Annotated in this window: 17 protein-coding genes and 1 pseudogene; 5 read left to right on the top strand and 13 right to left on the bottom strand. The window is 72.5% G+C overall.

Annotated elements, in window-relative coordinates:
• The 7 genes from gatA to ACIQM0_RS33305 form a co-directional block, all read right to left on the bottom strand.
• Entirely contained in the window at positions 1-1,503 is a 1,503-nt protein-coding gene (gene gatA, locus ACIQM0_RS33335) for an Asp-tRNA(Asn)/Glu-tRNA(Gln) amidotransferase subunit GatA (RefSeq protein ID WP_401294001.1), read from the bottom strand.
• 6 nt (positions 1,504-1,509) lie between these two features.
• Positions 1,510-1,806, bottom strand: coding sequence for an Asp-tRNA(Asn)/Glu-tRNA(Gln) amidotransferase subunit GatC (gene gatC / locus ACIQM0_RS33330; RefSeq protein WP_024492941.1), 297 nt, complete (start codon positions 1,804-1,806; stop codon positions 1,510-1,512).
• A gap of 319 nt (positions 1,807-2,125) precedes the next feature.
• Positions 2,126-4,282 (bottom strand): putative bifunctional diguanylate cyclase/phosphodiesterase, encoded by a 2,157-nt coding sequence (locus ACIQM0_RS33325; RefSeq protein WP_401293998.1) that lies wholly within the window; start codon positions 4,280-4,282, stop codon positions 2,126-2,128.
• A 245-nt stretch (positions 4,283-4,527) separates the two neighbouring features.
• Positions 4,528-6,747 carry an NAD-dependent DNA ligase LigA gene (gene ligA, locus ACIQM0_RS33320; RefSeq protein WP_401293995.1) on the bottom strand — a complete coding sequence of 740 codons (2,220 nt, stop codon included), beginning with the start codon at positions 6,745-6,747 and terminating at the stop codon, positions 4,528-4,530.
• 30 nt (positions 6,748-6,777) lie between these two features.
• Entirely contained in the window at positions 6,778-7,803 is a 1,026-nt protein-coding gene (locus ACIQM0_RS33315) for a methionine synthase (RefSeq protein WP_363030474.1), read from the bottom strand.
• 34 nt (positions 7,804-7,837) lie between these two features.
• On the bottom strand, positions 7,838-8,527 hold the full coding sequence (locus tag ACIQM0_RS33310) for an SDR family oxidoreductase (RefSeq protein ID WP_401293992.1): 690 nt from the start codon (positions 8,525-8,527) through the stop codon (positions 7,838-7,840).
• 39 nt (positions 8,528-8,566) lie between these two features.
• The gene (locus ACIQM0_RS33305; RefSeq protein ID WP_363030472.1) at positions 8,567-9,106 is read right to left on the bottom strand and encodes a TIGR00730 family Rossman fold protein; all 540 of its coding nucleotides are present in this window, start codon (positions 9,104-9,106) and stop codon (positions 8,567-8,569) included.
• A 77-nt stretch (positions 9,107-9,183) separates the two neighbouring features.
• On the opposite strand from ACIQM0_RS33305, the gene ACIQM0_RS33300 reads away from it, so the two are divergent.
• Positions 9,184-9,519 carry a DUF427 domain-containing protein gene (locus ACIQM0_RS33300; protein WP_362962870.1) on the top strand — a complete coding sequence of 112 codons (336 nt, stop codon included), beginning with the start codon at positions 9,184-9,186 and terminating at the stop codon, positions 9,517-9,519.
• 120 nt (positions 9,520-9,639) lie between these two features.
• Positions 9,640-10,440: an alpha/beta fold hydrolase gene (locus tag ACIQM0_RS33295; RefSeq protein WP_401293988.1), complete on the top strand. Its 801-nt coding sequence runs from the start codon at positions 9,640-9,642 to the stop codon at positions 10,438-10,440.
• 80 nt (positions 10,441-10,520) lie between these two features.
• Here the strand turns inward: ACIQM0_RS33295 and mnmA are convergent, their stop codons facing one another.
• Positions 10,521-11,651, bottom strand: a complete 1,131-nt coding sequence (mnmA, locus tag ACIQM0_RS33290) for a tRNA 2-thiouridine(34) synthase MnmA (protein ID WP_401293985.1) — start codon at positions 11,649-11,651, stop codon at positions 10,521-10,523.
• Positions 11,652-11,712: 61 nt separating this feature from the next.
• Between mnmA and ACIQM0_RS33285 the strand changes: the two genes are divergently transcribed.
• Complete coding sequence (locus ACIQM0_RS33285; protein ID WP_401293982.1) at positions 11,713-12,390, top strand: N-acetylmuramoyl-L-alanine amidase; 678 nt, start codon at positions 11,713-11,715, stop codon at positions 12,388-12,390.
• A gap of 149 nt (positions 12,391-12,539) precedes the next feature.
• On the opposite strand, the gene ACIQM0_RS33280 is transcribed toward ACIQM0_RS33285, so the two are convergent.
• The 4 genes from ACIQM0_RS33280 to ACIQM0_RS33265 form a co-directional block, all read right to left on the bottom strand.
• Positions 12,540-13,685, bottom strand: coding sequence for a PP2C family protein-serine/threonine phosphatase (locus tag ACIQM0_RS33280; protein ID WP_401293979.1), 1,146 nt, complete (start codon positions 13,683-13,685; stop codon positions 12,540-12,542).
• 352 nt (positions 13,686-14,037) lie between these two features.
• Positions 14,038-15,207, bottom strand: a complete 1,170-nt coding sequence (locus ACIQM0_RS33275) for a cysteine desulfurase family protein (RefSeq protein ID WP_401293976.1) — start codon at positions 15,205-15,207, stop codon at positions 14,038-14,040.
• Positions 15,208-15,349: 142 nt separating this feature from the next.
• Positions 15,350-15,706: a DUF4190 domain-containing protein gene (locus ACIQM0_RS33270; RefSeq protein ID WP_401293974.1), complete on the bottom strand. Its 357-nt coding sequence runs from the start codon at positions 15,704-15,706 to the stop codon at positions 15,350-15,352.
• Positions 15,707-15,768: 62 nt separating this feature from the next.
• Entirely contained in the window at positions 15,769-15,957 is a 189-nt protein-coding gene (locus ACIQM0_RS33265; protein WP_401294119.1) for a hypothetical protein, read from the bottom strand.
• A gap of 75 nt (positions 15,958-16,032) precedes the next feature.
• Between ACIQM0_RS33265 and ACIQM0_RS33260 the strand changes: the two genes are divergently transcribed.
• Positions 16,033-16,659, top strand: coding sequence for a TetR family transcriptional regulator (locus tag ACIQM0_RS33260; protein ID WP_401293971.1), 627 nt, complete (start codon positions 16,033-16,035; stop codon positions 16,657-16,659).
• 61 nt (positions 16,660-16,720) lie between these two features.
• Positions 16,721-17,406: pseudogene (locus ACIQM0_RS33255) on the top strand (alpha/beta fold hydrolase).
• Here ACIQM0_RS33255 and ACIQM0_RS33250 read toward each other — a convergent pair.
• Positions 17,354-18,346, bottom strand: coding sequence for a helix-turn-helix transcriptional regulator (locus ACIQM0_RS33250; RefSeq protein WP_401293969.1), 993 nt, complete (start codon positions 18,344-18,346; stop codon positions 17,354-17,356). The pseudogene ACIQM0_RS33255 and the gene ACIQM0_RS33250 sit on opposite strands and share 53 nt — an antisense overlap.
• Between the last annotated feature and the right edge of the window lie 4 nt (positions 18,347-18,350).

The raw sequence follows: 18,350 nt of genomic DNA, 5'->3' as shown, positions 1-18,350 counted from the left end.
TCACAGCGACGGAGCCTCCTCGAGCAGTGGGTGTCCCCACTTTTCCACGAAGGCGGCCTCAACGGCGGCTCCGACCTTGTACAGCCGGTCGTCCTTCATGGCGGGGGCGATGATCTGCAGCCCGACCGGCAGGCCGTCCTCAGGTGCCAGGCCGCAGGGAAGCGACATGGCGGCGTTGCCGGCCAGGTTGGTCGGAATGGTGCACAGGTCCGCGAGGTACATCGCCATCGGGTCGTCGGCGCGCTCGCCGATCGGGAAGGCGGTGGTCGGCGTCGTCGGGGAGACGATGACGTCCACCTGCTCGAACGCCTTCTCGAAGTCCCGCGTGATCAGGGTGCGGACCTTCTGCGCCGAACCGTAGTAGGCGTCGTAGTAGCCGGAGCTCAGCGCGTACGTACCGAGGATGATGCGGCGCTTGACCTCGTCGCCGAAGCCGGCCTCGCGGGTGAGCGCGGTGACCTCCTCGGCGGACTTCGTGCCGTCGTCGCCGACCCGCAGGCCGTAGCGCATGGCGTCGAAGCGGGCGAGGTTCGAGGAGCACTCGGACGGCGCAATGAGGTAGTACGCCGAAAGGCCGAGGTCGAAGGACGGGCAGTCCAGCTCGACGACGGTGGCGCCGAGCGACTTCAGCAGTTCGACGGACTCGTTGAAGCGCTGGACGACGCCGGCCTGGTAGCCCTCGCCGGAGAACTGCTTGACGACCCCGACGCGCATGCCCTCCACCGAGCCGTTGCGCGCGGCCTCGACGACCGGCGGGACCGGGGCGTCGATGGACGTGGAGTCGAGCGGGTCGTGTCCGGCGATGACCTCGTGCAGCAGTGCCGCGTCCAGGACCGTACGGGCGCAGGGGCCGCCCTGGTCGAGGGAGGACGAGAAGGCCACCATGCCGTAGCGGGAGACGCCGCCGTAGGTGGGCTTGACGCCGACGGTGCCGGTGACGGCGGCGGGCTGGCGGATCGAACCGCCGGTGTCCGTGCCGATGGCGAGCGGGGCCTCGAACGAGGCGAGCGCGGCCGAGGAGCCGCCGCCGGAGCCGCCCGGGATACGGGTGAGGTCCCACGGGTTGCCGGTCGGCCCGTAGGCGCTGTTCTCGGTGGAGGACCCCATGGCGAACTCGTCCATGTTGGTCTTGCCGAGGATGACGACGTCGGCGGCCTTCAGCCGCTTGGTGACGGTCGCGTCGTAGGGCGGGACCCAGCCTTCGAGGATCTTCGAGCCGACGGTGGTCGGCATGTCCTGCGTGGTGAAGATGTCCTTGAGCGCGAGCGGGACGCCGGCCAGCGGGCCGAGCTTCTCGCCCGCGGCCCTCTTCGCGTCGACGGCGCGGGCCTGCGTGAGCGCGCCCTCGCGGTCGACGTGCAGGAAGGCGTGGACCTTCTCGTCGACGGCCTCGATCCGGGCCAGGTGGGCCTCGGTGACCTCGACGGCCGTGAGCTCACCGGAAGCGATCTTCGCGGCGGTCTCGGCGGCGGTGAGCTTGATGATGGTGCTGATGTCCGTCATGGCTTTTTAGTCCTCCCCCAGGATCTGCGGCACCTTGAAACGCTGCTGCTCCTGGGCCGGGGCGCCGGAGAGCGCCTGCGCGGGGGTGAGCGAGGGACGGACCTCGTCCGTCCGCATGACGTTGGTCAGCGGCAGCGGATGGGAGGTCGGCGGTACGTCTTGGTCGGCGACCTCGGAGACGCGGGCGACCGCGCCGATGATGTCGTCGAGCTGACCGGCGAAGTGATCGAGCTCTTCGCCCTTCAGCTCCAGACGCGCCAGCCGGGCGAGGTGGGCGACCTCCTCGCGCGTGATGCCAGGCATGCAGCGATCCTCAGGGGTTGGTGTGTGGTTTTGGCCGGGGGCCGGCGGCACATTTCCGCCGTCCGTCCGAAGGACGGGCCGCGCGGCGTCTGGTGCGTGCGATCGCAAGGCGCCGGAGCGCCCTCGTGGCGGAGCCACATGGGCGCTTCGGCAACACGGCGAGCGTGCGTGCCGGACGTCGCGCGGCAGGTGGAAATGTGCCGCCGGCCCCCAATCCTATGGGGTCGCCCGGACAGGCCACGGCCACCCGTGGAACACCTGCTCGGCGAAGCGACCACCAGGCGCCTCCGGGCGCCTCACCGCAGCCCCGCGCCCCGCCCTACGACGTCGCGGGCCGCGAGTCGACCGGCCGCCCCGGGGGGCGCTGCTCCAGCTCGGGCGTCGATGCCGCCGCTGCCGCGGCCGCAGCGGCGGCCGCCAGCTCCGCGGGCCGCCGCCACCCGTGCTCGCCCCGCGCCCGCAGCCACGCGGTCGTCTCCTGGGGCGGCATCGCGGCGGCCACCAGCCAGCCCTGGACCGCGTCGCAGCGCAGGTCCCGCAGCCGCTCCCAGGTCTCGTCGTCCTCCACGCCCTCGGCGACGACCAGCAGACCGAGCGAGTGCGCCAGGTCGATCGTGCAGCGGACGATCTCCGCGTCCTCGTGGTCGATGGCGAGCCGGGCCACGAAGGACCGGTCGATCTTGAGCTCGCTGACCGGCAGCCGGCGCAGGTGGACGAGGGAGGAGTACCCCGTACCGAAGTCGTCCAGGGACATCTTCACGCCGTGCCCGGTGAGCCCGGCCAGCGTGTCCGCGGCCCGCTGCGGGTCCTCCAGGAGTACGTGCTCCGTTATCTCCAGCTGGAGCGCGCCGGCCGGAACGCCGTGCCGGGCCAGCCGGGCCGCGACACTGCCCGCGAACCCCGGGGTGTGCACGTCGCGCGGGGAGACGTTGACCGCGACCGGGACGAACAGCCCCTGCGCCCGCCATCTCGCGACCTGGGCGAGCGCCGTCTCCAGTACGTACTCGGTGAGGTGCGGCATCAGCCCGGACGACTCGGCGATGGCGATGAACTCGTCCGGAGGGACCCGGCCCCGCTCCGGGTGCACCCAGCGGACCAGGGCTTCGAGACCGGCCACCTGTCCGTCGAAGCGGACCTTCGGCTGGTAGTGGAGCTCGACCTCGCCGGCGTCCAGCGCGCGCCGCAGGTCTCCGAGGAGCCCGAGCCGGTCCGGGGTGTTGCTGTCGCGCTTCGACTCGTACACCTCGACGCCCGTGCGGTCGCGCTTGGCCTGGTACATCGCCACGTCCGCGCGGCGCAGCAGGCCCTCGGCGTCCAGTGCGTGGTCGGGGTAGACGGAGACACCCGCGCTGGCCTCCAGCACCAGGGTGAGCCCGTCGAGGTCGAGCGGGGAGGAGAGCTCTGCGACCAGGTGACGGGCGATCCGCTGGGCGCTGGTGGCGGAGTCCGCGGTCGGCAGCAGGACGGCGAACTCGTCACCGCCGAGCCTGGCCGCCTCCGCCCCGCGCGGCAGGGCCAGGCGCAGGCGTTCCGCTATCTGCAGCAGCAGCCGGTCCCCCGCCAGATGGCCCAGGGTGTCGTTGACCGCCCGGAAGCGGTCGAGGTCGATCAGGACCAGGCCGACCCGGGTGCCGACGCTCTCGGCCTCCTCCAGGGCCGTCCAGGTGCGTTCCAGCAGCCACTGGCGGTTCGGCAGCCCGGTCAGTGGGTCCCGCAGCTGCTCCTCGGCCCTGGCGCGGGCGATCCAGAGCGTGGAGTCGAGCGCGATCAGCGGGACCGCGAAGAGCGGCAGCAGTACCGGCATGGCCATGGCGACGACGCAGATCAGCGGTGCGATGCCGAGCAGGGCGACGGCGACGAGGCCCTGCCGCAGCAGTGCGGTGCGGGCGACGGTCGGCAGCCCGCCGCCCTGGGGGGACCGGGCGTACCAGAGCAGCACCCGGGTGACGAGCAGGTAGGTGGAGGCGGCGAGGAGGACTTCCGGGACGACGTCGATGCTCCAGTCGAGTGGCTGCCAGGGCGACTCGACGGTCTGCACCTCACCGAACGCGGCCATGACCAGCGCCGCCGCGCCCACTCCCAGGATGTCCACCGCTCCGTGCAGCAGCCCCTGCCACCAGCGGTGCCTGCGGGCCATCCCGACGAGTACGACCACGACGAGGCTGACCAGTCCGGCGGGCACCCAGCCGTAGAGCAGCAGCACGGCGAGCGTGAGGGCGGCCCCGGAGCCGGTGCCGCCCCACCAGCGGTCGCGGCCGAGCGCCACCAGATGACCGACGACGATCCCGGTGAGCACGGCGAGCGACCAGCCGGCCCTGCCGTCCGGGAAGAGCGCGTGTCCACCGCTCACGGTCCGGTAGAAACCGGTCGCGAGCTGGACGGTGGCGAGGGCCACGACGACTGCGCCCACCTTGGGCGTGAGTCCGGCGAAACCCTGCAGCCGCGACACCGGTGCGGCGTTCTCGGTCGGTTTCATTCCGTCCCTCTCACAGCCGGCGGTGCCGATGTCACCTGATGGTTCCGTTCCCTGCGACCAGGCCAGGCACACCCGGTGGCCGGGCGCCGCGGGCGCATCCCTCAACAGTAGGCCGCAGAGGGCTTCCAGGGGCAGCCGTCTACATCTCTTGCCCGAATGCGAACCGACCGCCCGTCAGCACCTGGTATGCGCCGACCGGGTGAATCCGGGGCGTACACGCACGTCTCCCCGCCCCTCGGCCGGCTCTACTCCCCGGCCGCCCCGCCGGTCCCTTCCCCGGTCTCCGCCTCGGCGGGCACAGCCGCCTCGCGCGCCGCGTCCGGCCCGTCCGCGAGCAGCACGGCGAAGCCGTCCTCGTTCAGCACGGGCACCTTCAGCTGCATGGCCTTGTCGTACTTCGAACCGGGGTTGTCGCCGACCACCACGAAGGAGGTCTTCTTCGAAACGGAACCCGTCACCTTCGCTCCACGGCTCTGGAGGGCCTCTTTCGCGCCATCCCTGGTGTGCGAGGCCAGCGTGCCGGTGACGACGACGGTGAGCCCTTCGAGCGGCCTCGGCCCCTCCTCCTCACCGGCCCCCTCGTCCTCCATCCGGACCCCGGCCTCCCGCCACTTGCGCAGGATCTCCCGGTGCCACTCCTCGGCGAACCACGCCTTGACCGAGGCCGCGATGATCGGTCCGACCCCGTCGGCGTCGGACAGCTCCTGCTCGGTGGCCTCGTCGATCCGTTCGATGGAGCGGAACTGACGGGCCAGCTCCTGCGCGGCGACGGGACCGACATGGCGGATCGAGAGCCCGGTGAGGATCCGGGCCAGCGGCGCTTCCTTCGCCTCGGCGATGGCGTCCAGCATCGCGACGGCGTTCTTCTTCGGTTCGCCCTGCTGGTTGGCGAAGACCAGCGCGGTCTTCTCCTCCCCGGTCTTCGGGTCGCGCTTGGGCAGTCCGCTGTCCATGTCGAGGACATAGGCCCGGATGGGCAGCAGCTGCTCGACGGTCAGCCCGAACAGGTCGCCCTCGTCGCGCAGCGGCGGATCCGCGGGCTCCAGCGGACGGGTCAGGGCGGCGGCCGCGACATAGCCGAAGTGGTCGATGTCCAGGCACTTGCGGCCCGCCAGATAGGCGACGCGCTCCCGCAGTTGCGCGGGGCAGGTGCGGGCGTTGGGGCACCGGACGTCGATGTCGGCCTCCTTCATGGGCCGCAGCTCCGTCCCGCACTCGGGGCACTCGGTGGGCATGACGAACGCCTGCTCCGTGCCGTCCCTGAGGTCGACGACCGGGCCGAGGATCTCCGGAATCACATCGCCGGCCTTGCGGAGCACCACCGTGTCGCCGATCAGGACGCCCTTCGCCCGGACCACGTTCTGGTTGTGCAGGGTGGCGAACTCGACCTCGGAACCGGCGACTTCGACGGGTTCCACCTGGGCGTACGGGGTGACGCGGCCGGTGCGGCCGACGCCGACCCGGATGTTGAGGAGCTTGGTGTTGACCTCCTCCGGCGCGTACTTCCAGGCGATCGCCCAGCGCGGCGCGCGTGAGGTCGAGCCGAGCCGGCCCTGGAGGGGGATCTCGTCGAGCTTGACGACGACACCGTCGATCTCGTGCTCCACCGAGTGCCGGTGCTCACCGAAGTAGGCGATGAACTCCCGTACTCCGTCCAGGGAATCCACCACCTTGTTGTACTTGGCGGTGGGCAGTCCCCACTCGTGCAGCAGCTCGTAGGCGTGCGAGAGGCGGTCGATGTCGAAGCCCTCGCGGGCCCCGATGCCGTGCACCACCATGTGCAGCGGCCGGCCGGCGGTGACCTTGGGGTCCTTCTGGCGCAGCGAACCGGCCGCCGCGTTGCGCGGGTTGGCGAAGGGCTTGTCGTCCGCCTCCACCAAGCGGGCGTTGAGCGCCTCGAATCCCTCCATCGGGAAGAAGACCTCGCCGCGGATCTCGACGAGCGCCGGGATACGGTCGCCCTTCAGCCGGTGCGGGATCTCCGCGATCGTCCGGACGTTGGGCGTGATGTCCTCACCGGTGCGGCCGTCGCCGCGGGTCGCGGCCCGGGTCAGCAGGCCGTTCTCGTAGGTGAGGTTGACCGCGAGGCCGTCGATCTTGAGCTCGCACAGGAAGTGGTAGCCGGTGGCGCCGACGTCCCGGGCGACCCGCTCGCCCCAGGTGGCCAGTTCCTCGTCGTCGAAGGCGTTGTCCAGGGACAGCATCCGCTCGCGGTGCTCGACGGAGGTGAATTCCGTCCGGTAGGGCCCCGCGACCTTCTGCGACGGCGAGTCGGGCGTGCGCAACGGCGGGTAGGTGTCCTCCAGGCCCTCCAGCTCACGCATCAGCCGGTCGAACTCGGCGTCGCTGACGACCGGCTGGTCGTTCACGTAATAGCGGAAGCGGTGCTCCTCGATCTGCTCGGCGAGGAGCGCGTGCCGCTCCCGTGCCTCCGCTGGCACTGCCGTCTGCTCTTCGCCGGCCATCGTCCCGTCCTCCCGTTACCCAGTGCCCCGTTACTCAGGGTTGTCTGCGAGCGATCTCGCCGCCCGGCCGCAGTGGGCGAGCGCGGCCCGTGCGTACGCGGGCGACGCACCCGCGAGGCCGCACGAGGGCGTGATGACCACGGACTCGGTCAGAGTCCCCGGATTCAGCCCCAGCCTGCGCCACAGCGTCCTGACACCCATGACGCTACCGCCCGGGTCCGACAATCCGCCCGAGGCCGGGTCGGTACCCGGCACCACCCCGAGGAACAACTGGGTCCCGCCCTCGACGGCTTCCCCGATCGCCTCCTCCTCACGCTCGGTGAGCAAGGAGAAGTCGAACGAGATACCGTCCGCCCCGGCCCGGCGCAGCAGCGCGAACGGCACCTCGGGCGCGCAGGTGTGGACGACCGAGGCGTCCTCGCCCGCCACGCCCAGCACCTCACGCAGAGTGGACTCGACGAGCTGACGGTCGACCGCCCGGTAGGTGCGGTAGCCGCTCGCCGTCCTGACCCGCCCGAGGAGGACCCCGGTCAGGGACGGTTCGTCGAGCTGGAGGATCACCCGGGCGCCGGGCATCCGCCGCCGCACCTCGGCGAGGTGGTTGCGCAGCCCCTCCGCCAGCGAGTCCGCCAGGTCGCGGCAGGCGCCCGGGTCGCCGAGCACCGCCTCGCCGCCCCGGCGCTCCAGCGCGGCGGCCAGCGTCCAGGGCCCGACGGCCTGCACCTTGAGCGGGCCCTCGTAGCCCTGGGTGAACTCCTCCAGCGCGTCGAGGTCCTCGCCGAGCCAGGAGCGGGCCCGGCGGGTGTCGCGGCCCGGCCGGTCGCTGATCCGCCAGCCGCTCGGCTCGACGTGCCCGTACATCTCGACGAGCAGCCCGATGGTCCGCCCGATCATGTCCGCGCCCGGTCCGCGTGCGGGCAGTTCCGCCAGGTACGGCACGCCCTGGCCGTCCGCGAAGGAGCCGGTGACGGTCTTCGCCGCCTCCCGTGCGTCCCCTCCGGGCATCGAACCGATTCCGGTGGCCGGGCACCCGCTGAACTTGCTCTTCTCGCTCACGCGGGAAGCCTACGGCGGTTCTCCGCCCGTGCCGTCAGCGGCCGGGGCGGACCGTGAGGTCGTTGACCTCGGCGTCGCGCGGCAGGTCGACCGCCATCAGGATCGTGGTGGCGACGGAATCCGGGTCGATCCAGCGCTCGGCGTCGTACTCCTTGCCCTCCTGCTGGTGCACCTTGGCCTGCATGGGGCTCGCGGTGCGCCCGGGGTAGACGGAGGTCACCCGGACCCCGTTGCCGTGCTCCTCGTGGCGCAGCGAGTCGGCCAGTGCCTTCAGCCCGTGCTTGCTCGCCGCGTAGGCGCTCCACTCGGCGTGGGCGGCGAGCCCGGCACCGGAGTTGACGAAGAGGACGTGCCCCTGGGCGACGCGCAGCTGCGGCAGGAAGAGCCGGGTCATCTCGGCCGGGGCGACGAGGTTCGCGTTGAGCTGGAGGTGCCAGGCCTTGGGCGTGAGCTCGCCGACCCGGCCGAGCTCGACGACGCCCGCGATGTGCATCAGTGAGTCGAGCCGCTCCGGCATCGGCTGCTGGGCGAAGGCCCAGGAGAGCCGGTCCGGGTTGGAGAGGTCGCCGACGATCGTGCGGGCGCCGGGGTGCAGCGCGGCGAGCTCCTTGGCGCGGCCCGCGTCACGGGCCAGGAGTACGAGATCGTCCCCGCGCTCGGTGAGACGGCGGGCGACTGCTGCGCCGATGCCGGAACCGGCACCGGTGATGAGGTGAGTGGACATACCCCCATCGTCGCACCCGCCTACCCCGGCGCCGGCACATCACTGCAGGCCGGACCACTCCTCCAGGTAGGCGAGGGCGCCCACCCCGTCCTTCGCGAAGAACACCAGGTCGGTCAGCGGGAGCGGCAGGAAGCCCTCGTCCTCCATGCGCTGGAACTGCTGGCGCAGGCCGTCGTAGAAGCCCGCCGTGTTGAGCAGCACGACCGGCTTGGTGTGCTTGCCGTGCTTCTTCAGCTCCAGGATCTCGGTGGCCTCGTCGAGCGTGCCGGTGCCGCCCACCATGATCACGACGGCGTCGGCCTTCTCCAGGAGGAGCGCCTTGCGCTCGGCGAGATCGCGGGCGATCACCATCTCGTCGGCGTTGGTACGGGCCTTCGCGGCCAGGAAGTCCACCGACACCCCGACCAGCTTCCCGCCCGACTCCTGCACGCCGTCGGCCACGACCTTCATCAGCCCGCTCTCCGAACCGCCCCAGACCAGGGTGTGCCCGCCGCGGCCGAGCAGTTCGGCGAATTCGCGCGCGGGCCGGGTGTAGCGCTCGTCGAGGTCGGCGGCGGAGAGGAATACGCAGATCTTCATGGCCTCCACGGTAGAACGCACCACCGACAGCCGTGCCGCCGGGGAAGAAACGCGCGTGCTGTGCCGCTGAGGAACACATGACTGCCACCAGAGGACACCTCATCACCGTCGAGCCCGGCACCGAGCATGTGCGTGTGGTCCGCGAGGGCGTGCTGCTCGCCGAGAGCCGGCGCCCGCTCGTCCTGCGCGAGACCGGCTGTCCGGTCCGGTACTACCTGCCTCCCGAGGACGTCAGGACCGAGCTGCTGACGGCGTCGGACACCCGCACCCACTGCCCGTTCAAGGGAGACGCCTCCTACTGGTCACTGCCGGACGCCGCGGATCTGGTCTGGGCGTACCCGGAGCCGAAGGAGGAAGTCGCCGCGATCAAGGACCACTTCTGCTTCTACGACACCGAGGCCGTCGCGTCCTGACCATCGGACGAAGCCAGTTGAGCGGCCGTCACGCACCGCCCTGAGCTGCGGAGAAGAGAAATTCCAAAACTTCTTCGCGCCGGGCGATGAGTTTCCGGGCGCCCCGCAGTCCACCTTCACATGGACAAGACTCTCTCCCGCGACGGCACTCTGATCGCGTACCGGTGCCGGGGCGAAGGACCGCCGGTGATCCTGGTGGGCGGGGCACTCGGCACGGCCGCGACCGAGGCTCCGCTGGCCCGTCTGCTGGCGCCGCGCTTCCAGGTCGTCACGTACGACAGGCGCGGCCGTGGCGACAGCGGTGACAGCGCTCCCTACGCGGTGGAGCGCGAGATCGAGGACCTGACCGCGGTCGCCGGGACGGTGGGCGGCCGCCCCTCGGTGTTCGGCGTCGGGACCGGCGGCGCGCTGGCCCTGGAGGCGCAGGCCGCCGGGCTCCCCGTGGACCTGCTCGCGGTCCACGAGCCGCCGTACACCCCCGGCGCCGCCGGTCTGCGCTTCAGGGCGGGCTGTACGGCCCGGCTGCACCGGCTGCTGTCCGCCGGGGACCGGGACGGGGCGGTGGAGCTGTTCCTGTCGGTGACGGGCGTGCCGGCCGATCTGATCGCCAGGATGCGGAGTGCGCCGCTGTGGCAGAGCCTGGTGTCCGTGGCGCACACCCTGGCCTACGACGACGCGCTGCTCGGTGACGGCTCGGTGCCGGCCGCGCGGTTCGGCTCCGTGCGGGCGCGGACCCTGGTGCTCAGCGGCGGCTTCGCCCCGGCCTCGGCACGGGCGGCGACCCGGCTGCTGGCGGAAACTCTCCCCCGGGGCCGCCACCGCACGCTGACGGGCCAGACCCAGGAGCCGGCCCCGCAGGTGATCGCTCCGGTGCTGGAGGAGTTCTTCACCCGGAACGTGTACGTGGGCCAGGCGTCCTGAGGGGGCACGAAAGCACTCCGCGCGGCCACGCCCGTACAGGGGTCGGGCGTTTCCGCGCGGAGTACGAGCGGTGCGGCGGTTCAGCCCGCGGCGGCCGTCTCGCGGCGCACCGTCGTCGCGATCGTCGCGGAGCCGACCACCCGGGTGCCGTCGTACAGCACGACCGCCTGGCCCGGGGCCACGCCCCGTACCGGCTCGGTGAAGGAGACGCTGAGGGTCCCGTCGAGCAGTTCGGCCGTCACCTCGGTCTCACCGCCGTGGGCGCGCAGCTGGGCGGTGTACGTGCCCGTGCCGGCCGGCGGGGTGCCGCACCAGCGGGGCTTGATCGCGGTCAGCGCGGTCACGTCCAGGGCCTCGACGGGGCCGACGGTGACCGTGTTGTTCACCGGGGAGATGTCCAGGACGTAGCGCGGCTTGCCGTCGGCCGCGGGGTGGCCGATGCGCAGGCCCTTGCGCTGGCCGATGGTGAAGCCGAAGGCGCCCTCGTGGGTGCCGAGCTTGGTGCCGGACTCGTCGAGGATGTCGCCCTCCGCCGTGCCGCCGAGGCGGCCCGCGAGGAAGCCCTGGGTGTCGCCGTCGGCGATGAAGCAGATGTCGTGGCTGTCGGGCTTCTTGGCGACGGCCAGGCCCCGGCGCTCGGCCTCGGCGCGGATCTCGTCCTTGGTCGTGAGGGTGTCGCCGAGCGGGAACATGGCGTGGGCGAGCTGGCGCTCGTCCAGGACGCCCAGCACGTAGCTCTGGTCCTTGGCCATGTCGGAGGCGCGGTGCAGCTCACGGGTGCCGTCGTCGGCCAGGACCACGGTGGCGTAGTGGCCGGTGCAGACCGCGTCGAAGCCCAGGGCGAGGGCCTTGTCGAGCAGCGCCGCGAACTTGATCTTCTCGTTGCAGCGCAGGCACGGGTTGGGTGTGCGGCCGGCCTCGTACTCCGCGACGAAGTCCTCCACGACGTCCTCGCGGAAGCGTTCCGCCAGGTCCCAGACGTAGAAGGGGATACCGATGACGTCCGCGGCGCGGCGGGCGTCGCGGGAGTCCTCGATCGTGCAACAGCCTCGGGCTCCGGTCCGGAAGGACTGCGGGTTCGCGGAGAGGGCGAGGTGCACACCGGTCACGTCGTGTCCCGCCTCGGCGGCGCGAGCGGCGGCGACGGCGGAGTCGACACCGCCCGACATGGCGGCGAGGACACGGAGGGGGCGCTGGGAAGTCTGAGTCATAGCTCCACCAGGGTACGGGGCGGCGGGAACCGAATGCTCATGGATATGCGTTGTCGACCACATGGGTACCAAGGGCACGACGGGCGCCGAGGGATCCGGCTCCGGCATCAGCCGGCGTTCGGTGCTGATCGGCGGTGCCGTCACCGCGGTCGGCACGGCGGCGCTGGCCCGGGACCGGCTGAAACGTGCCTGGTGGCGGCTGCCGGGGGTGGAGAAGCCCCGTACGCCGGGCGCGGTGGACTACGCGCGGGCCGAGTGGACGGCGGCGTCCCCGTCGAACTGGCGGAGGGCGGACCGGCCCGACGACTACGGCATCGACCGGGTCGTCATCCATGTCACCCAGGGAAGTTTCCAGAGCGCGGTCAAGGTCTTCCAGGACCCGGGCCACGGTGCGGCGGCGCACTACGTGGTGCGCAAGGACGGTCATGTGGCGCAGATGATCCGCGAGCTGGACGTGGCGTTCCACGCGGGGAACCGCTCGTACAACGAGCGCAGTGTGGGCATCGAGCACGAGGGCTTCGTGGACCGCCCGCAGGACTTCACGGCGGCGATGTACGGGGCGTCCGCCCGGCTGACCGCGGCGATATGCGGGCGGTACGGGATACCGGTGGACCGCGAGCACATCATCGGGCACGTGGAAGTGCCGGGCGCCGATCACACGGACCCGGGGAAGCACTGGGACTGGGACCGGTACATGAAGCTGGTCCGGGCGGCGGCCGAGGGCCGGAACAGGACCTAGGCCCAGGCCAGGAGCTGATAGCTCGCTTCTTCACACGGATCCAAACCGTCTGAACAGTGGGAGCAGCTCGCTGAGAGTGGAGGGTGGGCGTGCGGATCGAGAGCGTGTGGGCAGCGCGTCGACCGACGGCGTGCCGACGGGGCCGGTCCCTACAGTGCCTGCTGCGGGGCACGGCGTACCGCGAGAACCGCCAGGTCGTCCTGTTGCACTCCGGCGGTGAAGTTCCGCACGTCGTCGACGAGTGAACCGATCAGCCGGCCGGCGGTGATGTCGACGCGGCCGCTGAGCCGCGCCTCCAGCGGATAGAAGGCGCCGTCGCGCGAACGGGCCTCGGTCAGGCCGTCGGTGCACAGCAGCAACGTGGCCCCGGCGGGGAAGGCGAACCATGCCACGGTGCGTGGTTCGTCGACCAGATCGGCCAGGCCCAGCGGTACGTGTTCCTCCCCTGCGCCGAGGGCGGTGACGGCCCCCTCGTGCAGCAGGTAGGGCGGGATGTGGCCGCAGCCGACGACCTGGGTGTCGGTACGCGCGTCCACCCCCAGCACGAGGGCGGTGACGAACCGTTCGGGCTCACCGCGCCGTCCGGCGTAGTCGTTGTGCCGGACGACCGCCGCTTCCATCGCGTCGACGAGCGCCGTCATCGTCGGCTCCCGGTGGGCGGCCTCCCGGAACGCCCCCACCACGTCGATGGCCATCCCGATGGCGGCCAGCCCCTTCCCCTGGACATCACCGATGAGGACCCGGGTGCCCCACGGAGTGGCCGTCACGTCGTAGATGTCGCCCCCGACCAGCTTGTCCTCCTGCAAGGGCTCGTACACGCCGTCCACCAGGACATCGTCGGTGAGCAGCGGCAACGGCCGCAGGATCTGCCTCTGCATCGCCGCGGCAGTGGACCGCAGCCGCACCAGGGCGCCCTCACGCGTGACGCGCACCCGGGCGCCGTAGACGGCCAGCGCGCCGAAGCCGACGGCGAACAGCGTCAGGATCACCCGGTTGAGGACCCGCTCCCCGGGCTGGAAGACCACCGGCGCGACGACGACGAGGCTCACCCAGGCGGAGACCAGCGCCGTCTGGCACGGGCTGCACAGGGCAGCGGCGAACGCCGGCAGGAACACCAGCAGCCCGAGAAGGAGCACCGCGGTCCCGGTCAGCAGACCGAGGACGATCACCACGGCCGTCGTCGCCAAGGTCGCCAGGACGACATCGCGGGTGGCAGGTGTGCGGATGGCGGTGGTGTCGTCGTGGTCGGTCGGGCCCTGTGCCGAGGACATCGCCGCACGCAGCGGACGGAACATGCGGGCATCCTCCAGCGGCGATGTGGTCGCGCATGCACGTGCCGCCCACGGCAGCGGACCCGGGGCATCGATCGTCCATTCCCGCCGGGGGTCCGCGGGGAGGCTGGCCGCCACCCCGCGGAAGTGCGCCCGTACGGGTGGCGCCCGGACCGCTCCCGCGGCCGCACGCGGAAGAGCCGGACGGTCCCCTGTCGTGGGGACCGCCCGGCCGGGGGTGTGGTGCGGTTACCGCACGTCGTAGGCGCGGGTGAGGGTCTGCGTGACCGCGTTGTGGTGGGAGTCGGTGAGGCCGACCCTCAGCATGACCTGCTGACCGGTGGCTCCGCACGCGGAAGGAATTGCGGGACAGCCCTTAGCTGAGCCCCGCCGTGCGTGCCCGTTCCACCGCAGGGCCGATCGCCCGTGCCACGTCGTCGATGTCCTGCTTGGTCGTGGTGTGGCCGAGCGAGAAGCGCAGGGTGCCGCGCGCCAGGTCCGGGTCGGTACCGGTGGCGAGCAGGACGTGACTGGGCTGGGCGATCCCCGCCGTGCAGGCGGAGCCGGTCGAGCACTCGATGCCCTGGGCGTCCAGCAGCAGCAGGAGCGAGTCGCCCTCGCAGCCGGGGAAGGTGAAGTGCGCGTTCGCCGGGAGCCGGCCGCCGGGGGCCGGGTCGCCGCCCAGGAGGGCGTCCGGGACCTGCGCCAGCACGGCCGCGGCCAGTTCGTCGCGGAGGCCGCCGATCTCCCGGGCGAAGTCCTCGCGCCCGTCGGCGGCGAGCCGGCCCGCGACGGCGAACGCCGCGACGCCGGGCACGTCCAGGGTGCCGGAGCGCACATGGCGCTCCTGACCGCCGCCGTGCAGCACGGGGACGGGGGTGTACTCGCGACCGAGCAGCAGCGCGCCGACGCCGAACGGGCCGCCGATCTTGTGCGCGCTGACGGTCATCGCGGCCAGTCCGGAGCGGGCGAAGTCGACTTCCAGCTGCCCGAAGGCCTGTACCGCGTCGGCATGCATGGGCACGTCGAACTCGCGGGCTACTGAGGCCAGTTCCCGGATCGGCATGACGGTGCCGATCTCGTTGTTGGCCCACATCACGGTGATCATCGCCACGTCGTCGGGGTCGCGGACCAGCGCCTCGCGCAGCACGTCCGGGTGGACGCGCCCGTACCGGTCGACGGGGAGGTACTCGACGGTCGCGCCCTCGTGCTCGGCGAGCCAGTCCACGGCGTCGAGCACCGCGTGGTGCTCGACCGGACTGGCCAGCACCCGGGTGCGGCGGGGGTCGGCGTCGCGGCGGGCCCAGTACAGGCCCTTCACCGCGAGGTTGTCCGATTCGGTGCCGCCGGAGGTGAGGACCACCTCGCTGGGGCGTGCGCCGAGGGCGTCGGCGAGGGTCTCTCTGGACTCCTCGACGGTACGGCGGGCCCGGCGCCCGGCGGCGTGCAGGGAGGACGCGTTGCCGGTGACGGCGAGCTGGGCGGTCATCGCCGCGATCGCTTCCGGAAGCATCGGCGTGGTCGCGGCGTGGTCGAGGTAAGCCATGGTGGGCTCGATTCTACGAGCCTGCGGCGGGGCGTACGGCGGGCGCATGGCGTCCCGGTGCCCGCGCACCGCGGAAGGTGCCTCTCGCCCGCCCCGGTCCGGAGCCCGATCCAGTGGGGAGAGCGGCGGGAATCGCGCTCCGTCAGCCGCCGAAGTTCCAGGCGACGACGCCGTTCCCGGTGACGAGGAAGGCCAGGATCACCAGGTCGGCGATGCCGAGCGCGAGGCCCAGCAGGGCGCGGCCGCGGCGGGCGGTGGAGCGGGCCAGGGCGATGACCGCCATGACGACGGCCGCCGGGCCCAGCAGGATGTTCATCACCAGCAGACCGACGAGTCCTACGACGAACGAGGCGACGGCGAGGGCGTCGGCGTCCCGGGTGGAGCGGACGGAGGCGCGGCCGGCGGGGCGCCGGGTGCCGTCCCGCGGCGCGTCGGCGGGGGCGCCCGGGGCGGCGGCGTCCGTCGTTCCGGAGCGGCGGGTGAGTGTGGTGAGTGTCATGGTGCGGACTCCTTCGTGGCTGGATGCGGTGGGGGCGGCCGGACGGCGGAGGGCGGCGTCCGTCACCGGGACCGGCGCCGCGCGCCCGTCCGCTCGCGCAAAGCGAAGACCAGCAGCCAGCAGCCGATCAGGGCGCCGAGGACGAGGGTCAGCGGCAGCGGGATCTGCGTCACCGCGCCCAGCACGATCCCCAGCAGGAGCAGGGCGACGACGAGGACGATCATGGTCAGCCTTTCCACAGTTGAGAGCACGAGTGTTCACTGACTTGTCAGTCTAGACCCGCGCTTCGCTTCCGCGTTCCGGAGAACAGTTGTTTACTGAATGGCATGAGTCACACCGCCGGCATCCGCCAGACCCAGAAGCTGAAGACGCGCCAGGCCCTGCTGGACGCCGCTCTCGGGCTGCTGGAGCACCAGAGCCTGAGCAGCCTGGGACTGCGCGAGGTGACCCGCGCCGCCGGTGTCACCCCCACGGCCTTCTACCGGCACTTCGACGACATCGCCGGACTCGGGGTGGCCCTCGTCGAGCAGACGCTGGGCAGCCTGCACGGAATGATCGGCGCGATCCTCGCCGAGACCGGCGACACCGAGGTCCGGCTGGACCGCAGCGTCGGCCTGATAACGCGCCATGTCCGCGAGCAGCCCGCCCACTTCCGGTTCATCGCCCGTGAGCAGCACGGCGGGGTCGGCCCGGTCCGCGAGGCCATCGCCGCCCAGCTCCGGCTGTTCGCCGAGGAGGTGGCGGCGGCGCTCGCCGGGGAGCCGGAGTCGCGGGGCTGGAGCGAGGAGGACCTGCTGATGCTGGGCGGCCTCTACGTCGACCACATGGTGATCACCGCGTCGGCGATGCTGGACGCGGGCCCGGACGGCGGACGGACGGTGGCCGAGGTCGCCCGGCGCCGGCTCCGCCTGGTCACGCTCGGCCGGCTGCACTGGCTGGACGACGCCCCCTGACCCCGAGCGGCCCGTGCGGCCCAAGCGCCCCGGCCCCCGGGCGGCCCCCAGGGTGGCGCCCATGAACGCCGACGACCGGGTCCTGGACCGTACCTTCCACAGCTCCGCCGGGGAGGTCCGCTGGGCCGTCCTGGGGCCGGCCGGCGCGCCGCCCGTCGTCCTCGTGCACGGCACGCCCTTCTCCTCGTACGTCTGGCGCGGGGTGGCGCGGGGTGGCGCGGGCGCTGGCCCAGGACCACCGGGTGTTCGTCTGGGACCCTGCCCGGGTACGGCGCCTCCGCCCGGTTCGAGGGCCAGGACGTCTCGCTCGGCTCCCAGGCCCGGGTGCTCACCGAGCTCCTCGGCCACTGGGAGCTGTCCGAACCCGCCGTGGCCGCCCATGACTTCGGCGGCTGCGTCGCCCTGCGCGCCCATCTGCTGCACGGCGCCCGCTACCGCGGGCTCGCCCTGGCCGACCCGGTGGCGCTGGCGCCCTGGGGCTCGCCCGCCTACCGGCTGCTCGGCGAACACCCGGAGGTCTTCGGGCGGTTGCCGCCCGATCTGCACCGGGCGCCGGTACGGGAGTAGGACACCTGGATCCCGGTCGCCCGGGGCCATGAGCCGGCGTCCCTCGTGCCGGGTTCCGAGCTGCGGCTCATCGAGGGCTCCGGCCACCTCGTACAGGAGGACGCCCCGGCCGAGCTGACCGCGGCGCTCACCCGCTTCCTGCGGACTCCCCCGGCTCCGGACCCGCGTACAGCGCCGTGACCGCGGCCGCGTGCGCGGCGACCACGGAGCGCGCCGCGGGTGGTGCGAGGACCTCGACGTTCGGGCCGAAGGAGAGCAGGGAGCGCGCCCACTCCACCGATTCCACAGCCAGTTCGGCCCGCAGCCACTCGCCGTCCCCCTCCTCGGGGCTCGGCTCCCCGGTGAGCGCCCCCGCGTTCAGCCGCAGGAAGAGATCGAGCCGCGAGCGGTGCACCCGGACCAGCAGGACCACGCCGCCCTGCCGTTCCTCGACCTGGCGGCGCAGCAGCTCCCACACCTGCGCCAGCTCCACCCCCGGCCTGCGCACCACCGCTTCCGGGGTGAGGACGGCCCGCCGCACCCGGTCCGCGCGGAAGAGCCGGGGCTCGCCGTCGCGGTCCGCGACCAGGTACCAGACGCCCGCCTTCACCACCAGGCCGTACGGATCGACGGTGTAGGCGCGCCCGGTCCGCGTACCGCTGTGCCGGTAGTGCAGCCGAAGCCGCCGGTCGGTGAACACGGCGTCGTGCAGTTCGGCGATGTCGACGGCGGCGCGCGGGCCGCTCATCCAGCGCACCGGGTCGACGAGGATCCGGCGGCTGGTCAGCTCGGCGGCGGGCCGGTGCGGGGCGGGCAGCGCCGCCATCACCTTGCGCAGCGCGGAGCCGATGGCCGTGTCGAGCCCGAGCGCCGCGTGGGCGCCGTCCGCGGCCAGGACGAACAGGGCGCGCGCCTCGTCGGCGGTCAGCCCCGTGACGTCGGTGCGGAACCCGGGCAGCAGGGCGATCCCGCCGTGCCTGCCGCGTTCCGCGTAGACGGGGACGCCGGACGCGGAGAGCGCCTCCACGTCCCGGTAGATGGTGCGTACGGAGACGTCGAGGCGCTCGGCGAGCTCGGGCGCGGGGACCGGGCCGCGGGTCTGGAGCAGCAGCAGGATCGAGAGCAACCGGTCGGACTTCACCGCA

This window comes from Streptomyces sp. NPDC091387, assembly GCF_044756945.1.
In the GTDB taxonomy this organism is placed as follows: Bacteria; Actinomycetota; Actinomycetes; order Streptomycetales; family Streptomycetaceae; genus Streptomyces.
The sequence above is the reverse complement of the archived record's forward strand: the minus strand, read 5'-3'. Positions and strand labels throughout refer to the sequence as shown.